A 20283-nucleotide genomic window follows, 5' to 3' on the forward strand; every position below is an offset into this window, starting at 1 on the left:
CAACATATATTTCAGGATCTCTATATCCCTCTAATATTAACTTATTAAGGAAATCTATAGCATCAGTATGACGACTTAAGTTTTGTAGTAATACTAATTTTCGAGATATGGCTTGATAAGCCAAATTTTTATTCGATATAGGTTTACTTAATAAGTCGTTCAAAAGAGTTTCAGCAATTTTACTTGATTCTATGGTATGAATAGCCGATATTGAATCTATGTATCTCAAAGATTCAACAACTAGAGAATCTGAAATAAGATGCTGACCATTCTCCTCTACTACTTGACTATCTTCCGCCATTACTCCAAAAGGAATAATCAACAAAAAGAACAACGAAACAAGAAAACGTGAGTTAGGAGTCATATTAAAAACAAATCTTAAACCTAGTATTCTTTAACAACTTTATTAATATCCACTTTAGGGAAAATAACAGTAAAATCACTTCCGTGGTCAATTTCACTTTTTATTTCCATTCGACCTTTATTCATTTCCAAAAATTCTCCGACAATAACTAAACCTAATCCCGTACCTCTCTCATGATTAGTACCTTTTTTAGAAAAAGCTTCAGTTTTTCGTAATATTCTTGAGATATCATCATGACTCATACCCATACCATCATCTTTTACTGATATACTTATCCCATCAGCAATTTGTTTAGCCACAACATGAATCTTACCCCCTTCTGTGGTAAACTTAATGGCATTAATTAATAAGTTACGAAGAATAATGTTTAAAGTAATCCTATCAACAAAGAGCTGTAACCCTTCTTCAACTTCCTTTGTAAGATTAATAGATTTATTAACGGCTGACCCCATTTCTTGATCAAACACATCCGTTACGGCATCTTCAACGTCAACTATTTCTTGGTGAATCTTAATATTTCCTTGTTGTGATTTGGCCCAATACAACAAATTTTCTAATAAATTAAAAGTATGTCTAGAAGTTATTTCTGCGTCAAATATAATATCTCTATCCTCAACAGGATCAATCATTCCATCTAACATAAAGCGAAAAACATTTCTCATATTACCAACGGAAGTTCTCAAATCGTGCGAAATAACTGAAAATATCTTATCTCTAGTTTCATTAGCTTTACGTAATTTATCGTTTGCAATTATAAGTGCACTTTTCTGATCCTGAATAAGTAATTGAGATCTTACACGAGCCAAAACCTCTAACTTATTTATAGGTTTTACCAAATAATCGCGACCTCCTAACTCAAATCCTTTTGCTTTATTTTCAGGTTCCTCCAAAGCCGTTATAAATATTACGGGAATTTCTTTCTGTATTGCATCTTCGTTTAATTTAGCTTTTACCTCAAATCCATCCATTTCAGGCATCATAATATCGAGTAATATTATATCAGGAATATGTTTATTAACAAATTCCAAGGCTTCTTTTCCACTTGAAGCATAAGCAATTTGATAACTTTTGTCAGACAATATTGCGCCTATAATGCGTTGGTTATTAGGCGAATCATCTACAATCAGTATTAGTCTTTTATTATTCATCATTATTGTTAAGAGGGTTATTGAACAAATGTATTAAAGTTTTACAAGAATTCTTCCTGTTATTTTTTGGCTCTTAATATTTCCTTATTCAGAATTTTTAAGTTCCTCCAAAGCAAGCCAAGACATCAGCCCAATACCCGTTTCTATACTACTTTCATCTATATTAAAAATAGAAGAATGAAGGTTTAATATCTTTTTAGCATTAGGGGATGCAACACCCAACCTATAAAAACTGCCGGGTATTTTCTGCGTGTAAAAGGCAAAATCCTCAGCAGTCATACGCATATCAAGATCAATTACTTTGTCTTCACCCAAAAACGATTTAGCTGCATTTTTTGCACGTTCAGTTAATTCCGGATTATTATACACAAAAGGATATCCTTTATCAATTCTCACGTCACAATCACCCCCCATTCCTTGAGAAATTGATTTTGCAAGTTCTTTTATTCTTTTCTTTATTTCTTCACGCCAATCTTCATCAAATGTACGTATAATTCCTTCCAAATAAACCTTTTCAGGAATAACATTTGTCTTTCCATCACCAATTATTTTACCAAAAGAAATAACTGTTGGAATAGTTGGAAGCGCATATCTACTAACAATCTGTTGCATGGCAACAACTAAATGTGATGCTATCAAAATAGGATCTACAATAGTGTTTGGCAATGCAGCATGCCCTCCCTTTCCTTTAATTGTGATAAAGACCTCATCGGTGGAAGCCATATATTTACCTGATCGGAAACCTACTTGTCCAGCTTTTAGTTCGGGATAAACATGTTGTCCGAAAATACTCTTAGGAGAAGGATTTTCCAAAGCCCCTTCTTTAATCATTACACTTGCACCTCCGGGATATTGCTCTTCTGAAGGTTGAAAGAGAAATTTCACAGTCCCCTCAAACTTATCTTTTAATTGATTTAAGATTGCTAAAGTACCTAGCAATGATGCCATATGAACATCATGCCCACAGGCATGCATTTTACCAATATTCATCGACTTATACGGAATATTATTGGCTTCAATAATTGGTAACGCATCCATATCAGCACGTAAGGCAATCACTTTTTTATTAGGATTTCTACCTTCAATTACACCTACAATACCTGTTTTAGCTATTTTTTCAGTATATTTAATCTTATGTATATCAAGGAAATCGGCTATTCTTTTAGCTGTTTCAATTTCTTCAAAAGCTAATTCGGGATTCTGATGAAACTCCCTTCGGATACCAATAATTTCATCTAAGTATTCTTTTGCTAATTTTTTAATTTCGTCTTTCATTCAGCAGCTAATTAAGAATCTCAAATTTAGAAAATTATCGCTACAAAAAAAACTAAATTCGACAACAAGAACAGTTCTAAATTCTCCCTTCAAATATTCCAAAGTCAATTTCTATTCTTTTCTTAGTTTCGCCATTAGTCATTAAAAGGATATGATCTCCCATCTCTATTTTCACTCCCTTTGAAGGGTTTGTTAAAAGTACCCGTTTATTATCAACGACTTTACTCAACCCCAATAAAACACAATCATAGGTTAATTTCAAATCAATAAAAGCATCTACATAATCTTTATTCAAATACGGATTCTGATCGATAACTTTATACTCCTGATTATCAAACTCATCAACAGACTGAGCGGCACTTAATAAGTCTTGATTAAGTTCTGCCACATCTGGTTCAAAAATATAACTAGCAACTAATTTTGAAGCAATCTCATTGCGAGGAATAACATATTTAACTCCTGCGGCTATAAAGGTATCTTTAAGTTTAGAATTTTCAATAGAAACAATAATATCAGGTTCAGGATATTTTTTCTTAAAATTGATAACATATAGTAGAGTATCCGTGTCATTACCAAAATTCACAAATACTTCGGAAGCCTTTCTTGGATTCACCTTCTCAATAATATCCAAATTATGATAATCGGCAAATAATGCAAATGCTCGTTTTTTCCGATACGATTCATAAATTAAATCAATATCATCCTTACGATCCGTAACTATCGCAAATTTTCTCATTGTTGAATAAACCTCTTCAACAACCATACGATTAAATTCGTTCCAACCAATAAACACAATATGGTCTTCAAACGAACTTCCCTGATACCCTAATTTTTTTTCTTCAATCATCGTAAAAATATTTGATGAAATACTACTTATTAAAACGCCCAAAACGCCCAAACTAGAAATAATATAAAAATAGCCTATTACACGACCACCTGTACTTACAGGAACTTTATCTCCGTAACCAACAGATGTTAAACTAACCAACATATACCAAATAGCATCGCCTAAATTATGGATATCGGAACCTACCTCATTCTTTTCAAAATGAACCAATAGCAGATTAATTATCAACAAAAACAAAAAAGTAGTTACTGTTGAAATTATCCAAAATCGTTTTCTCTTGTTATCCATTAGTTAATTTTAATTTAACTTGAACGTTGGCTAAAATAGTGAATACCAAAATTATATCAAAAGAAAATAATGATTTTATAGTTTTATATTGGAAAAAATTTGAATTATCAATTCCTTTGCAGCGAGATAAGAATTATGAAAAATCTAAGTTGTATTATTTTAGCAGGAGGCAAAAGTCGGCGCATGGGTGAAGACAAAGGGCTAAAAATATTTAGGAATCAAGCTCTAATTTCTTACTCTATTCAACTTGCAACTAAACTCTGCGACAATATTCTTATAAGTACAAATAACCCTAATTATAAAAAATTCGATTATCCACTCATATATGATATTATCCCTAATAAAGGACCTATGGGAGGTATTTATTCAGGATTATCTGTTAGCAAAACCGATTGGAACTTATTTTTACCTTGTGATACTCCCTTTCTTCAATTAGATATACTTTTGAAAATGCAGAAGCATCTTTCATCAAATAAGATTGTGATTCCAAAACTTGAAAGCGGGCAGATTCAACCTCTTATTGGATTTTATCATAAAGATTTACTTCCTCTTATCAAAAATCATTTAGAAAATGACAGGCTAAAAATAATGGGCTTATTAAACAAAACCAAAACATATTATCAAATAATAAGACAAGAAAATGCAAGCCGCTTTTTAAACATTAATACCATAGAAGAATTAAAAATAAATGAATAACAACCTACTATCCGACAAATGGTTAAAAGCCGCCGTTATTGGTGGTTTGTGGGCTTCTGTAGAAATAGTTATAGGTAGTTTTTTACACAATTTAAGAATCCCTTTTGCAGGTACTATTTTAGCCTCTCAAGGTATACTAATATTAATCGCTTTTAATCAAGTTTGGAAAGAAAGTGGTATTATTTTTCGTGCCGGAATTATTACAGCTTTAATGAAATCCATTTCGCCAAGCTCCGTAATTCTTGGACCTATGATAGGCATTTTTATGGAAGCGGCACTTTTAGAGCTCCTACTTTATATTTTCAGAAGAGGTTTAATAGGAAGTATTTTAGCTTCTGCAATTGCCCTATCCAGCGCATTATTACATAAAGTATTCAGTATTATAATTTTATACGGTTGGGATATTGTAACTATATACAAAAATATCTATGCCTATTTTCAAAAAATATTTAATACTAACATTTTAAACGCAACAGAATTTATTATTTTAGCATTTTTTATTTATCTATTATTTGGTGCTTTATCCGGCATACTTGGAGTTATTATCGGGAATAAAGTAAAATCTCTGCCTCCCGAATTAATACCAAAGAAAATTGAATTTAATAATGAAGAATTATTCCCTTTAGGAAGCAAACAAAAGTTTAATTTATTTTTACTTTCACTAAATATAATACTTATACCCATTGGCTTAGTACTTATTAATAAAGATATTCTTTATTACGGGCTCCCTTTTCTCATATTATTTACCATTTACACATATTGGAGATATACAGCTATCTTCCGTCGACTAAAAAAGCCTATTTTCTGGGGACAGCTTATTATTATCATACTTCTGTCCGGCTTATTTTATTCGGGTGATAATAATCCTAACCAAACTTTCAAGCTCGATGGATTTTATTTTGGGATAGAAATGAGTTTTAGAGCTCTATTCATCGTTATAGCATTTACGGCAATAAGCATAGAACTACGAAACCCAAGGATTAAGACATTCCTATACACTCATCATTTAGGTGCGCTACACGGCTCTCTTTCATTAGCTTTCAGCTCATTACCTATTATCATTAAATCACTACCTCCTGTTAAACAATTTTTCAAACAACCCATAACTACCCTTTCCCTTCTTATTGCAAATAACATCTACTGGTATACCATTTTCAAAAATCAAGTTAGTGAAAAAAAGGTTGATTAATATCATATTTCAGAGAATTAAGTATTTAATTATTTATGATTTAGCAAAGAATTCTTAATCTTTTCATTTTTTATTAATTACAAATATTCTTCTATATTTTCAATTTATATTATATCTAAATAAAAAATATAAAATACATAATACCATTTAGTTACATTACATATAATCAATCTACTTTTATTAAAAACCAATGTATATAACTAATAATCAGTTATATACGGAAAATGTATTTACACATAGATAAATATACATAGATACATTATAAATTTCTACTTTTGCTATTCATTATTACTTATTGACATATATAACTAAATATTAATAAAGTATTCTGTTCATGAAAACGAGAAGAGAATTTATTAAGGTTTCAGCAATTGGTACCGGAGGGCTAATAGCAGCCGGAGGATTACTTAGCTCCTTACCAGTAAAAGATATCTTTGGACAAACCAAAAATAAAAACCTAAAAGCTAACTCTAACAAACAATTTCCCACTTATTGTGAAATATGCTTTTGGCAATGCGCTGCATGGGTTCAAACCGACGACAAAGGTGAAATTAAATCTATTACCGGAAATGTTGATGATCCTCATTGCAATGGACGTCTTTGTCCGAGAGGTACTGCCGGTATAGGAATGTACAAAGACAAAGATCGCCTAAAAAACCCCAAAAAAAGAGTAACAGTAAACGGCAAACAAGTTTTTAAAGATATAAGTTGGGATGAAGCCTTAGATTATATCGCTGAAAAGATGGAAAAAATAAAAGTGGAACATGGACCAGAATGTACTGCCTTATTTACTCATGGCTCCGGTGGTAAATTTTTGGGTCCAATGTTACAAGCTTTTGGTTCCAATAACATAGCCGCACCGTCCTATGCCCAATGTCGCGGTCCACGCGAAGTAGGTTTCATTGCAACATTTGGAGCAGGTATAGGATCTCCCGAACCAACTGATATTCGCGATAGCAAATGTTTAGTTTTAATAGGAAGTCATATCGGTGAAAATATGCATAACGGTCAAGTGCAAGAAATGTCGGATATGATTAGGAATGATGCCACCATTATTACTGTTGACCCCCGCTTTTCCACAGCCGCAAGTAAATCTAAATTCTGGCTACCTATTAAACCGGCTACTGATTTAGCTTTACTTTTAGCTTGGATTCATGAAATCATTTATAATGATTATTACGATAAAGAATACATCGAAAAATACGCCTACGGCTTTGATGAGTTAAAAGCACACGTTAAGAACTTTACTCCTGAATGGGCTTATGGAATAACAACTATAGAGCCTAACATTATCAGAAAAACAGCACGTGAAATGCGAAATGCTGCTCCAAGTGTTATCATACATCCCGGGCGACATGTAACTTGGTATGGAGATGATACTCAACGTTTGAGAGCTGTTGCAATTTTAAATGCATTATTAGGATCTTGGGGTCGTCGTGGAGGTTTTTACAATCCGGAAGCTATACATCTGCCTAAATTTCCTGCACCAAAATTCCCTAAACCAAAGAAAAACTGGAGAGATGCTTTTCCTGGTAAATTCAATTTAGCCGATTTAGCTTTAGCTTCAGGAATATGTGATGCCACAGTACCTTCTCTTGATAGAGATTGTTCAATAAAGGCATGGATTGTTAATGGTACTAATCTTATACAAACGCTACCTAACCAAGCCAATACCATAAAAGCCATTGAAGCCCTCGACCTATTGGTAGTTATTGATACTATGCCAATGGAGATTACAGGTTATGCCGATATAATTTTACCGGAATGTACATATTTAGAGCGCTACGATCTTGTTCGTACTTCTAAACATAGAATTCCAACATTAGCATTACGAATGCCTGCTCACACACCACTCTACAACTCAAAACCCGACTGGTGGATTGCTAAAGAATTGGGTAAACGCTTAGGCTTAGATGAGTACTTTAAATACAAAGACATTGAAGAAATGCTCGATTGGCAATTAAAACAAGTAGGATCTTCTCTCGAAGAAATGCAGAAAATTGGAGTTAAGAAATTAGATCGAGAGTATGATGATTTATATTTCCTTAATGGCGAAGATTACGAATTCAATACCAATACCGGTAAAATCGAATTATATTCTACTGCTTTAGAAGCCGAAGGATTTGATCCTATGCCAAAATATACTGCTCATCCCGAGCCAGACTCCGGTTTTTACAGGCTAATATACGGAAGAGCACCTATGCATACTTTCAGTAGAACATCTAATAATCCGCTACTTTTTGAATTGATGGAAGAAAATAATGTTTGGATAAATCCAAAAGTGGCAAAAGAATGGGATTTAAAAAACGGACAAGAGATATGGCTAGAAAATCAGGATGGAATTGTAACTGATTTTCCGATAAAAGTCAGGATAACAGAACGCATAAGATTCGACTCTGTTTATATGGTTCATGGATTCGGTCACACAAAAAAACAATTAAGCAGAGCTTATGGACGAGGAGCTAGCGACACTCAAATGATTTCGCGCGTTATGCTTGATCCTATCATGGGAGGTACCGGAATGCGAGGGAATTTTGTTACGTTTCACACTAATGAACCTACTCAATTAAAACAAAAAACTGATAGTACAAAACTGATAGTAGAAGGAGGTAAAGCATGAGATATGCAATGGCAATAGACACAAATTTATGTGTTGGATGTAGCGACTGTGTAGTTGCTTGCCAAGTTGAAAATAATGTTCCTGTTGGTTATGCCCGAGATTGGGTTGTTGAAGTAGTGGAAGGAACCTATCCTAATTTAGCTATAGAATTACGCTCAGAGCGTTGTAATCATTGTGATAATTCGCCTTGCGTTAGAGCCTGTCCAACAGGAGCTAGCCATTATGCTGAAGGCGGAATTGTTTTGGTAAACCATGACGAATGTATTGGTTGTGCTGCTTGTATAGAAGCTTGTCCTTACGACGCACGTTACACTCACCCTGATGGATATGCAGACAAATGCACTTTCTGTAGCCACAGAGTTCAAGATGGTCAAGATCCTGCCTGCGTATCTGTTTGTCCTACAACATGTATGACATTTGGTGATATGGATGATCCTAATTCTGATATTTCTAAAATCGTCAGAAACAGAAAATCAAAAGTACTTGCTCCAGAAGCAGGAACAAATCCTAATATATATTATTTAACCTAAAGCAATAAAAATTCAAACTTGATATGAAAGAAGAATTAATTATAAGCGGAAGAATGAATCCTCACATTGACCCAATCTTAAATACTTGGGGTTGGGAAATTGCTTTCTATTTATTTGTTGGAGGTTTATCAGCTGGAATATTATTTTTCTCAGCTTTATATGTTATAAGAAAAAAAGAAGACCTCTACCCTACTGCTGTGAAAACTGCACCAATGTTAGTACCTTTTTTATTAGTACTTGGTTTAGGAGCACTTTTTATTGATTTACATCACAAATTATATTTCTGGCGGTTATATACAACAGTTCGACTGGAATCTCCAATGTCGTGGGGAGCATGGACACTTATGTTTATTACACCTCTTTCTATTGTGTGGGCAGCATCTTTTGTAAAAGAAATATGGCCTAAATTTAACTGGTGGAATATCAAGATTCTTAATAACTCGGTAAAAATAATTATCGATAATAGGTCAACTATTGCTTGGGTGTTAATCATTCTATCGGTTATTTTAGGTATTTACACCGGAATATTGTTATCAGCCTTTAATGCTCGTCCACTTTGGAATACATCTATTCTTGGACCACTATTCTTAACTTCCGGACTATCAACCGGGGCAGCAGTAATAGTATGGATGTCTAAATCAAAGATAGAGAGAGAAACATTTACTAAAATTGATTTACTCCTAATAGTAATTGAGTTATTCTTGATTACTCATCTTATTATGGGCTTTCTTGCAGGTGGACAGGTTCAGGTTGAATCAGCTCAAATATTTCTGGGGGGAGAGTTTACAACCTATTTCTGGGTATTTATTATTATGCTAGGACTTTTACTTCCTGCCCTATTAGAAATTATGGAATTAAGAGGATTTAAAATACCTGCCTTTATGCCCTCAGCTTTAGTTTTAGCCGGAGGAATTATATTCCGTCTTTTAATGATAGAAGCCGGACAAATAACACGTTACCTCTATTAAAAAATATTTAACAATGAAAAATAAAACAGAAGGAAGCGAAAGAAAATACATGAACCCATATCTTGCGGGTTTCCTCCTTGGACTTGTTATAATTTTTGCCTTTTATTTTACAGGCAGGGGATTAGGTGCAAGTGGTGCTATTAAAAGTGCTGTTGTTGCTACTGTTGATGTAGTTGCACATAATCACGCCATGGATTCCGAATATTTTAAACCCTATGCTTCCAAAGAAGAGTCACCTCTACAAGCTTGGCTAGTATTTGAAATAATCGGTGTAATGATTGGTGCTCTCCTTTCAGGAGTTGTAGCCGGGAGGTTAAAACTAAAAATAGAGCATTCTCCAAAAATCACATCCAAAACACGTTTAATTATGGCTGTTATTGGAGGTATATTATTCGGTATTGGATCGCAACTCGGTAGAGGATGCACCAGTGGTGCAGCATTAAGCGGAATGTCCGTTTTATCAACAACGGGATTTATAAGTATGATTGCTATTTTTGGAACAGGCTATGTATTCGCATATTTTTTCAGAAAATTTTGGATTTAATCTTAAAAACAAATAATTATGGGACCATTAATTCCTAATGAAATAATAAACACCAACTGGAACTTTTTAATAGCTCTGATAGTTGGAATTGGATTTGGCTGGGTACTTGAACGTGCAGGCTTTTCATCATCCAGAAAACTAGCCGGTGTTTTTTACGGCTACGATTTTGTTGTACTTCGTGTATTTTTTACCGGAGCAATTACAGCCGCTATAGGCTTATATTATCTACGCTATTTTGAGTTTATCGATTTAGACTTAGTTTATATCAATCCACTTTATTTAACCTCTGCTTTAATTGGAGGAGTAATTATGGGATTGGGATTTATAATAGGTGGCTTTTGTCCGGGTACCAGCGTATGCGCTGCTGTTATAGGGAAGATAGATGCAATGGTATTTTTAGGAGGAATATTTATTGGAATTTTCTTTTACGGAGAAACATATTCATGGCTATGGAAAGAAATTCATATGGATGCTTATTTAGGCACACCATTAATTTACGATGATTTAGGAATAAGCTATGGCTTGTTTATATTAGCCTTAACTATTGTAGCTTTAATAGCATTTTATCTTACTTCTAAAATTGAGAAGAAAGTAAAACCCGTTAATTATTAATTAGTTAAACATTAAAAACTATGAATTTAAGATACACCTTATTGTCAGTAATTCTTTTACTTTTAGCTTTTGGTTTTACCATTTTACCTGAAAAGAATTATTCAAAAGATTTATCGGCAGAAGAAGTTCTATTAGCCGTTTTAGATGATTCCAGATATATATCTACTGACGAAATAGCTTCCCTTTTGCTCAACAATGATCCCAGTCTTCAATTAATTGATGTGAGAAAGCCTGAACAATTTAAAGAATTCAGTCTCCCTGGAGCAATTAATATACCTATTGATAGCCTATTAACAGAAGAAGCCGACTTATATTTAGACCAAGATGTGAAACTAAATGTGCTTTACTCAAACGGAAGTATTTATGCAAGTCAAGCTTGGCTTTTATATAAACGTATGGGTTATCAAAAAGTATTTATAATGCGTGGAGGCTTAAATTATTGGATAGAAACTATTATACGACCTAGCGAACCAAAAATTAACGAGCCTGCAAGTGCTTTTGCAACCTACCAATTTAGAAAGGGAGCTAGCCAATATTTTGGAGGAGGGACTGTAGATGCCACAAGTTCAACATCCACAACTAAGAAAAAACCTATAATTAGAAGAAAGAAAAAGTCCGTTGCCGGAGGTTGTTAATCTTTTATAAAATTTAAAATAATATCAATATGAAAGAGCATAAAAAAATTGCTAATTATCTCCCTGTGGGAGCTATACTCTTTTTAGCTTTCATTGCTACGGCATTTGTTTTAATGCCTACGCCAAAAAAGAAATTCGTACTTAATCAGAACGAAACACTTACAGATGTCATTAAACATATTCAAGTTATACAACCCGAAAAAATTAAAGATATTCTTTCAACAGACGATCAGGATTATCAATTCATAGACCTCCGATCACCAAGAGAATTTAATCTACATCATTTGCCGGGGGCAATAAATATTCCTATTCACGACTTATTAAAAAGTGAGTATAAAACCATTTTAAATCCCCTAGATAAGACAAATATTCTTTATGGGACTAATGTAGAAGATGCTTGTCCTGCTTGGTTAATTCTTAAGCAACTCAATTATAAAAATAATAGCATAATGTTAGGTGGTTATAAGCTTGTAAAATCAAATATAATTGATAAATATGCCCCAAACGATGTATGGTTTAAAAATGAAGTTGCAAAATACGATTATGCTGAAATTATTAAAGAAACCGCAGGAGCCGGGGTTGTTGGTAGTTCCACATCAACATCTAAAAAAGCAAAACCCATACTTAGGAAAAAGAAAAAAAGAGTAGCAGGCGGCTGTTAAAAAGATAAGCAACAAAGAATTATATTGACATTTTAAAAAACTAGTCAGTAGATTTCCTTAAAATTAGATTTGCCTTCACAACTTTTGTTTGTGGAGGCTGATCTTTATTAATGTTTTCCATTAAAAGCTTGCAAGCCTCCTCTCCCATTTCAATACCCCTTTGATCTACAGTACTCAGACTGGGAGCGCAAACGGCAGAACTAATTTCATTGGTAAAACCAATAACCTTAATATCTTCGGGAACTCTTTTGCCTACTTGGCGAACAGCTTTAGTAGCACCAATACCGGTTAAATCGTTAACAGCAAAAACACCATCAATATCTTGATAATCGGAAATCAATTTCTTTGTTATAGAAACAGCTCCATCAAATGTATCACACTTTACAACCAAATCAGGATTAAACGAAATACCGTGCTCGTTAAGTGCAGCCTTATATCCTGCAATTCTTAACCTCCCAATATCTAAATGTTCCGAAGCACTCAAATGAGCAATTTTCTTACATCCTTTTTCTATCAGATGGCTCACAGCATCAAAAGCTCCCTGAAAATCATCAAAAACAACTTTATTTACAGGCAAATCAGGAACACGATCGAAAAAAACAACAGGAATACCATATTGATCGAATTTATCAAAATGGCTAAAATCCGTTGTTTCTTTGCTCATTGATAAAATTAAACCATCTAAACGAAAACTAAGAATAGAACTTGAGAGCAGAACTTCACGTTCATAACTTTCGCCTGAATTGTAAATCATTACCTGATAACCATTATCATACGCAATATTTTCTACTCCCTGAATAACTGAGCTAAAAAAATGATGTACTAATTTCGGTATAATAATACCAATAATCTTAGATCTACGATTTTTTAAGCTTAAAGCTATCTCATTAGGTCTGTAATGCAGTTCTTTGGCTAATTCTTGAACGGCTTTCTTTGTTTTCACACTAATATCAGGATGATCTTTTAAGGCTCTCGAAACTGTAGAAACAGATACTCCAAGAATCTTAGCAATATCTTTAATTGTTACTGGATGCTTTGTCATATTAAATGCAAAAATACAAATATATGATTTATTTACTCTTAATAATTCATTACACAAAGAAGTAGATTAATTTTATCAAAAAAATCACTTCTTTGTTTACAAATACTGCTATGGAAATATTTATAAATTCAAACAATCATTATAGGGAGAAATAGGCATATCAAATCTTGTAAAAACATTTCAAAGTCTATACTAACCTAAGCTTTATCTTATAGTTTTAAATTTATTTAAACAACAATCGTTTGCGCAATCGTTTGCATAGATTTTAAGACCTATTTATATGATAAAACAACATTTAGACTCGTTTTTTTAGTAAATTGCCTCTTTAAAAAACAAACATCAAATTAATTATTATTTAACTAATAAATATTATAAAATGTTATAAAAATGGGACAAATTTATTCTAAACTGAAAGTTGTTATTCTTCTACTGATTTTTGTAGGAATCTCAACAGTTACGTTTGCACAGTTAGTAAATGTTACCGGAACAGTTGTTGATGCAACAGATGGCAGCCCGCTTCCTGGAGTAACCGTACTTCAAAAAGGTACCGGTAATGGTACAACCACCGATATGGATGGTCATTATTCACTAAGTGTGGATAAAGGACAAACTTTGGTGTTTTCTTTCGTTGGATATGCAAATCAAGAAAGATTAGTCGAAGGCGCTGTAATAGATGTACAGTTAGCTGAACAATCAGAATTGCTATCCGAATATGTAGTTATTGGATACGGTGTACAGAAAAAAAGTGACGCTACCGGATCTGTTACTTCTGTCAGTACCAAAGATTTCAATAAAGGAGCCATTACCTCTGCTCAGGATTTGCTAGTAGGTAAAGCAGCCGGTGTTGTAATAACATCTGCCGGTGGTGCTCCTGGAAGTGGTTCAACAATTCGAATTCGTGGTGGATCTTCCTTAAATGCATCTAACGATCCTTTAATTATTATTGATGGTATTCCTATTGATAATAATGACGTTTCTGGAAGTAGCAACTTCCTTTCATTTGTTAATCCAAACGATATTGAATCTTTTAACATTCTGAAGGACGCGTCTGCAACCGCAATATATGGTTCAAGAGCATCTAACGGTGTAATTATCATTACAACCAAAAAGGGAAAAGAAGGAGCCCCTATGGTAATTAATTTTGATACAAAAACATCAATTGCTACTGCCGTTGAATTCGTTGATGTATATTCTGGTGATGAAATAAGAAAAATTGCTTATGACAATCCTGACTTATACAGTATTGACAGTTATAGTGCTCTTTGGGGCGAAAACACAAACTGGCAAGAAGAGCTCTTTCAAACATCTATCTCAACAGATAATAATATAAGTTTTACAGGAGCATACAAAGCATTACCTTATAGGGTTTCTATGGGTTATACCGATCAAACCGGTATTATGAAGAATACAGATATGCAACGTTTAACGGGTTCCGTAAATCTAAGTCCAACATTCTTAAATGGCGATTTAAAAGTTAATGTAAATGCTAAAGGAATGCTTACCGATAATAATTTTGGTGACTCAGGAGCATTAGGATCTGCAATTGCAATGGATCCAACAAAACCAATTTATGACGACAGTTTCGATAATTCTGCCGGTTATTTTCAATGGGGTAATTATGGAGCTAACCTAGGAACTCCCAATCCTGTTGAACAACTTATGGCTGCTGACAATAAATCACAAGTAAGCAAAATTATAGGAAATGTACAACTTGATTACAAAGTTCCTTTTATCTCCGGCTTAAATGCTAATTTAAATTTAGCTACAGACATTTCAAAAGGCGAAGGTCATAATAACCGCCCTATTACTTCTCCTTCTACACTTACTAGCCCTTATTTTGGTAGAGTAAATGAATATTCTGCAACAAATCAAAATGATTTAATTGAGTTCTATTTTAGCTATAAAAAAGAGCTTGAGAATATTAACAGTAGAATTAATGCTACAGCTGGTTATTCTTGGCAGCACTTTCAACGCGAAGGCGAAAGCTTTACTCGTGGATTTGGAAGTACTACCAGTAATATCCAATATACTGAATCATCCTATATTACAGAAAATTACTTGGTTTCTTTCTTTGGACGTATCAATTACTCTCTTGCAGATAAATACTTAGTAACATTTACATTACGTAATGACGGATCTTCAAGATTTAGCGAAGACAATAGATGGGGTCTTTTCCCTTCTGCTGCTTTTGCTTGGAAAATAAAAGAAGAATCTTTCTTAAAAGATGTTGATGCTGTCTCAAGTATGAAATTAAGATTAGGTTGGGGTATTACAGGACAGCAAGATATTGGAAACGATTATCCTGCTCAAGCCACATACATAGCCTCATCACCCGGTTCTTATTATATGATTGATGGTCAATATATACCTACATTACGTCCAAATGCTTACGATCCGGATATTAAATGGGAAGAAACAACTACTCAAAATATTGGTATCGACTTTGGATTCCTAAAAGATCGTATCACAGGTTCTATCGATATTTACAAACGTGTTACCGAAGATTTATTAAATACTGTTACCATTCCTACCGGAAGTAACTTCTCTAACACACTTCTAACAAATGTTGGCAGTTTGGAAAATAAAGGAATAGAATTGTTTTTAAACATGATTCCTATTTCAAAGAAAGACATGTCGTTAAACATTGGCTTTAACATGAGTTATAACCAAAATGAGATTACCAAGCTCCTACTAAACGATGATCCAGATTATATTGGAATTCTATACGGAAGTGCTTTCACAGGAACCAATCAAGTAACAAGAGTTGGTTATCCGGCATACTCATTTTTCTTAAACCAACAAGTTTATGATGCTAATGGCAATCCAATAGAAGGTTTATATGTTGATCTTTCAGGAGACGGTGGAGTTGTAAGTGGAGACAATAGTGATAAATACATTTATCATAGTCCTGTTGCAGATGTTTTATTCGGATTATCTGCACACTTTAATTACAAAGACTTCGATTTCTCTGCATCATCACGTACAAGCATTGGAAACTATGTTTATAACGCTATTGCTGCTGGAGCATCCTACGATCAAATGAATCAAATTGGTTACTGGAGAAATATGCCAACTTACTTAAGTGAAACCCAATTTATAAAACGTCAGTTTACAAGCGATTACTTTGTAAGTAATGCTTCATTCTTCAAATTAGACAATGTAAGCATTGGCTATACGCCTTCTAATTTTAAAGGCAAAATGAAGCCACGCATTAGCTTTAGCGTTCAAAATGTGTTTACTATCACAAATTACGAAGGTATTGACCCAGAAGTTCCCGGAGGAATAGATAATAACTTCTATCCACGTCCTCGAACATTTATGGTTGGTATAGGCTTTACTTATTAACAGTTTAAAATAATTTAACATGTATAAAAATAAAATATTAATAGCAGTATTTCTTTCAGCCCTGATGATTACATCATGCGTGAAAGATTTGGATGTTAAGCCAATAGATCCTAATACCATTTTAGCTGGTAATCTAAACGACGATCCGGCTTACATGAAACAAGTACTCGGAAAAATCTACGCCAGCTTTATGATTCCTGGTCAAGGAGCAAATGGCGGAGACGATATCAGTGCCTCTGATGGAAGCTTTTTCACCACAACAAGAGCATTATGGAATCTTCAAGAATTACCTACCGACGAAGCAATTTGTGCTTGGGGTGATGTGGGTATTGCAGATTTAAACACACAAACTTGGAGTCCAAGTAATCCTTTCCTAACAGCACTTTATCAACGATTAGGATTAAGTATTACTTATGCTAACGATTTTATCAGATTAACAAAAGATAATCCTGATTTGGTTCAATATACTTCTGAAGCACGTTTTCTAAGAGCTTTAGCATACACTTATTTTATCGATTTATTTGGAAATCCTCCTTTCACAACAGAAGATGACGGAGTCGGCAAATTCTATCCTGAACAAATTCAACGTGCTGATTTATTCACTTATATCGAATCTGAATTAAAGGATATTGAAAATCTATTGGGCGAACCAAAATTCTCCTATCCTCAAGCCGATAAAGCTGCGGCTCAAATGCTGCTTGCAAGACTTTATCTAAACGCAGAAGTGTATACAGGAACTCCTCAATGGGAAAACTGTAAAATTTATACCGATAAGGTTATAAATAGCGGAGCTTACTCATTAGCAACCGATTATAGACAAAACTTTAGTGCCGATAATGATGGTTATCACAACCCTGAAATGATCTTTGCTTGGGCACAAGATGGTGTTAATACACAAGGTTATGTCGGAACAACATTTATTATTGAATCCAGCAGCGATGCAACATATATTCGCGCCGAAGATTATCACGGTTTAACATCTAACACTAACTGGAATGGAAACAGAGCCAGAATAGAATTTATGAATATCTTGGTAGATACATTAACTACTTACGGCGGTGCTCCAATACCTACAGGAGACGTAGAATTTTCACAAGCTAAAGATCAACGTGTATTTCTAAAAATGAAGAAAAGCATGAATATCCCAAGTGCCTCATCAAGTGGAGATTATGGTATAGGAGTATATAAATTTACTGCAAATAATACCGATGGTAGCCAAGCAGAAAATTATAATCCTGCATTTGCTTCTACAGACTTTCCGGTCTTTCGTCTTGCTGATGCTTACCTTATGAGAGCAGAAGCATTATTTAATATGGGAGATATAAGTGGAGCTGTTGCTGATATTAATGTGATTAGAGAACGTGCCTATGGAAATACTGACGGAAATATTACTGCTGCAGACCTGACTTCACAATTTATATTAGATGAACGCGCCAGAGAATTCTATTATGAAGCTCAAAGACGTACAGATTTAATCAGATTCGGACAGTTTACTGACGGAACTTATAAATGGCAATGGAAAGGTGGAACTTACAATGGAACACAAACAAGTAGTCATTTAAACCTCTATCCCATTCCTGGTGATGAAGTTTCTGCAAATCAGAATATTCAACAAAACGCTGGTTATTAACCCTTAAAACACAAAAAAGATGAAAAATAAAATATACATATTATTCATTGGATTACTTGGGCTGCTAGTCTCCTGCGAAAAAGACGGAGAACAAATAGTAATGCTCGACAATCCGATTGCACCAACAATTGCTGCGATGCCAAATTTAACATTGGAGCGAAACAATGGTACAGATGTTCTTGAATTTGTTGGAACAAATGTTGATCCGGGCTTCACTGCCTCTGCAAAATATTTCTTAGAAGCTAATGTAGCAGGAACTGATTTTGATGATCCTATTATTATACTTTCTGATGTCCAAGCAAATTCTTTTAAAATTACAGTTAGTGACCTAAACGGAATCTTACTTAAAAAATTCCCTGCCGATGCAGTCTCCTCTGTCGATTTTCGAATTAGAGCAGAGCTTGTTACCGATGGAGGAACAGGTGCTGAAACATTTGAATATACTTCAGCAACTACAACTGCAAATGTTACCTTATACGGATTACCAAGACTAAATTTATTAAACTCAGGTATCGATCAGAAGATTGAATCTGCATTAGGTAATGGAGATTATACCGGTTTTGTAAAACTTGATGCTACCATGCCTTTTACACTTGTAGACCCTGATGCCGATATCGAATATGGTGATAATGCAGGTGCTCTTGCAGTTGATGGTAGTGGTATTTCAGTTGATGAAAGCGGTTGGTACAATTTATCAGCAAATACAGTTGATTTAACATACTCTGTCAATGCTTATATGATTGGTCTTATTGGTTCTGCAACACCTAATGGATGGAATACACCTGACCAAAAAATGGATTATGATGCTAAAACCGGAACATGGTCAATAACTATTGACTTAGTAGATGGGGAGATCAAATTCAGGAAAAACGACGGTTGGGCTTGGAATCTTGGTGGAACACCCGACAATCTAATAGGAGACGGTCCCAATTTGGCTGTAAGTGCCGGTAATTATACTATAACATTAACAATTACCGATGATACTGCTAAAACAGGAACTTGTACAATAGTTAAAAACTAATTGCTATGAAACAATTAAAAAATATAAAAATGAAAAAGATAAACATATATAAGTTTATGGCTTTCCTTTTTGCTGCATCAATCATTTTTGTTTCATGCACTAAGGAAACAGCGGATGTTAGATTAGCACCAACACTATCTACTTCTCAAACATTAAATTTATCCTCTGAATCTGCAACAGTTGTTGGTTTTGTTATTGCAGAAGGAGACGGTTTTACTGAAAAAGGTGTTTGCTATAGCACTTCAGCTTCTCCTACAACAGCTGATGATAAAGTTGCTTATACCGGAGAAGAAACCACCGCTACTTTTAATGTAGTATTGAGTGGACTAGATTATGCAACTACATATTATGCTCGTGCATATGCAATCAGCAAAGCAGGAACCACCTATGGCGAAGAAGTTACGTTTACTACTTTACCAGTAGTTCCATTCCTATCTACTACTGCAATTACAGATATTACGGGTAATACAGCAACTGGTGGAGGAAATGTTACAGGCTCAGGTGGAGCAGATGTTACTGCTCGCGGAATCTGTTTTGGAGTTAATGAAAATCCAACTGTAGACGACAGCAAAACTACTGATGGCGAAGGATTAGGAGAATTTGTTAGTGCTCTCGCCGATTTAGCCGGAAACACAACATACTATGTTCGTGCTTACGCTGTTAACAGTGCAGGTACAGGCTATGGTCCGGAAATTAGCTTTACAACTTTAGTGGATTTACCAACGGTTACAACAACTGCTGTTACTGAAATTACAAAAACAACTGCAAAATCAGGAGGAGAAATTACTGCTGATGGCGGTGCTGAAATAACAGCCAAAGGTTTAGTATGGAGTACAGATGCTGATCCAACTATCCTCAATACTATAA

18 protein-coding genes are annotated in these 20283 nt (G+C 34.2%); 13 read left to right on the forward strand and 5 right to left on the reverse strand.

Going from position 1 to position 20283, the window contains the following annotated elements; translation table 11 throughout:
• The 4 genes from J7K39_04920 to J7K39_04935 all read right to left on the reverse strand — a co-directional run.
• Positions 1-364: hypothetical protein (locus tag J7K39_04920; protein ID MCD6179225.1), on the reverse strand; the 364-nt coding region annotated here is incomplete at its 3' end.
• 20 nt (positions 365-384) lie between these two features.
• The gene (locus J7K39_04925; GenBank protein ID MCD6179226.1) at positions 385-1512 is read right to left on the reverse strand and encodes a hybrid sensor histidine kinase/response regulator; all 1128 of its coding nucleotides are present in this window, start codon (positions 1510-1512) and stop codon (positions 385-387) included.
• Between the two features lie 84 nt (positions 1513-1596).
• Positions 1597-2787 (reverse strand): amidohydrolase, encoded by a 1191-nt coding sequence (locus J7K39_04930; GenBank protein MCD6179227.1) that lies wholly within the window; start codon positions 2785-2787, stop codon positions 1597-1599.
• Between the two features lie 76 nt (positions 2788-2863).
• A complete protein-coding gene (locus tag J7K39_04935) occupies positions 2864-3922 on the reverse strand; it encodes an NAD-binding protein (GenBank protein ID MCD6179228.1) in 1059 nt (352 codons plus the stop codon).
• A 135-nt stretch (positions 3923-4057) separates the two neighbouring features.
• Here J7K39_04935 and J7K39_04940 point away from each other — a divergent pair, with 135 nt between their 5' ends.
• The 9 genes from J7K39_04940 to J7K39_04980 all read left to right on the forward strand — a co-directional run bounded on the left by J7K39_04940 (position 4058) and on the right by J7K39_04980 (position 12378).
• Positions 4058-4618: a molybdenum cofactor guanylyltransferase gene (locus tag J7K39_04940; protein MCD6179229.1), complete on the forward strand. Its 561-nt coding sequence runs from the start codon at positions 4058-4060 to the stop codon at positions 4616-4618.
• Complete coding sequence (locus tag J7K39_04945; GenBank protein MCD6179230.1) at positions 4611-5807, forward strand: hypothetical protein; 1197 nt, start codon at positions 4611-4613, stop codon at positions 5805-5807. Before J7K39_04940 ends, J7K39_04945 begins: the two co-directional genes overlap by 8 nt.
• Before the next feature lie 334 nt (positions 5808-6141).
• A complete protein-coding gene (locus J7K39_04950) occupies positions 6142-8427 on the forward strand; it encodes a molybdopterin-dependent oxidoreductase (protein ID MCD6179231.1) in 2286 nt (761 codons plus the stop codon).
• An 8-nt stretch (positions 8428-8435) separates the two neighbouring features.
• The gene (locus J7K39_04955; protein ID MCD6179232.1) at positions 8436-8957 is read left to right on the forward strand and encodes a 4Fe-4S dicluster domain-containing protein; all 522 of its coding nucleotides are present in this window, start codon (positions 8436-8438) and stop codon (positions 8955-8957) included.
• 23 nt (positions 8958-8980) lie between these two features.
• A complete protein-coding gene (nrfD, locus tag J7K39_04960) occupies positions 8981-9925 on the forward strand; it encodes a polysulfide reductase NrfD (GenBank protein MCD6179233.1) in 945 nt (314 codons plus the stop codon).
• A gap of 13 nt (positions 9926-9938) precedes the next feature.
• Positions 9939-10469: a YeeE/YedE family protein gene (locus J7K39_04965; protein MCD6179234.1), complete on the forward strand. Its 531-nt coding sequence runs from the start codon at positions 9939-9941 to the stop codon at positions 10467-10469.
• 18 nt (positions 10470-10487) lie between these two features.
• Positions 10488-11081 (forward strand): YeeE/YedE family protein, encoded by a 594-nt coding sequence (locus J7K39_04970; GenBank protein MCD6179235.1) that lies wholly within the window; start codon positions 10488-10490, stop codon positions 11079-11081.
• Between the two features lie 20 nt (positions 11082-11101).
• Positions 11102-11716: a rhodanese-like domain-containing protein gene (locus J7K39_04975; protein MCD6179236.1), complete on the forward strand. Its 615-nt coding sequence runs from the start codon at positions 11102-11104 to the stop codon at positions 11714-11716.
• Between the two features lie 29 nt (positions 11717-11745).
• Positions 11746-12378 carry a rhodanese-like domain-containing protein gene (locus tag J7K39_04980; protein ID MCD6179237.1) on the forward strand — a complete coding sequence of 211 codons (633 nt, stop codon included), beginning with the start codon at positions 11746-11748 and terminating at the stop codon, positions 12376-12378.
• A gap of 40 nt (positions 12379-12418) precedes the next feature.
• Here the strand turns inward: J7K39_04980 and J7K39_04985 are convergent, their stop codons facing one another.
• Complete coding sequence (locus J7K39_04985) at positions 12419-13420, reverse strand: LacI family DNA-binding transcriptional regulator (GenBank protein ID MCD6179238.1); 1002 nt, start codon at positions 13418-13420, stop codon at positions 12419-12421.
• 387 nt (positions 13421-13807) lie between these two features.
• On the opposite strand from J7K39_04985, the gene J7K39_04990 reads away from it, so the two are divergent.
• The 4 genes from J7K39_04990 to J7K39_05005 all read left to right on the forward strand — a co-directional run.
• Entirely contained in the window at positions 13808-16765 is a 2958-nt protein-coding gene (locus tag J7K39_04990) for a TonB-dependent receptor (GenBank protein ID MCD6179239.1), read from the forward strand.
• A 19-nt stretch (positions 16766-16784) separates the two neighbouring features.
• Positions 16785-18395, forward strand: coding sequence for a RagB/SusD family nutrient uptake outer membrane protein (locus J7K39_04995; GenBank protein ID MCD6179240.1), 1611 nt, complete (start codon positions 16785-16787; stop codon positions 18393-18395).
• Positions 18396-18414: 19 nt separating this feature from the next.
• On the forward strand, positions 18415-19416 hold the full coding sequence (locus J7K39_05000; protein ID MCD6179241.1) for a SusE domain-containing protein: 1002 nt from the start codon (positions 18415-18417) through the stop codon (positions 19414-19416).
• 29 nt (positions 19417-19445) lie between these two features.
• Positions 19446-20283 (forward strand): hypothetical protein (locus tag J7K39_05005; GenBank protein MCD6179242.1); only part of this gene is annotated, 838 nt, incomplete at its 3' end.

This window comes from Bacteroidales bacterium (genome assembly GCA_021157585.1).
GTDB lineage: Bacteria > Bacteroidota > Bacteroidia > Bacteroidales > UBA12170 > UBA12170.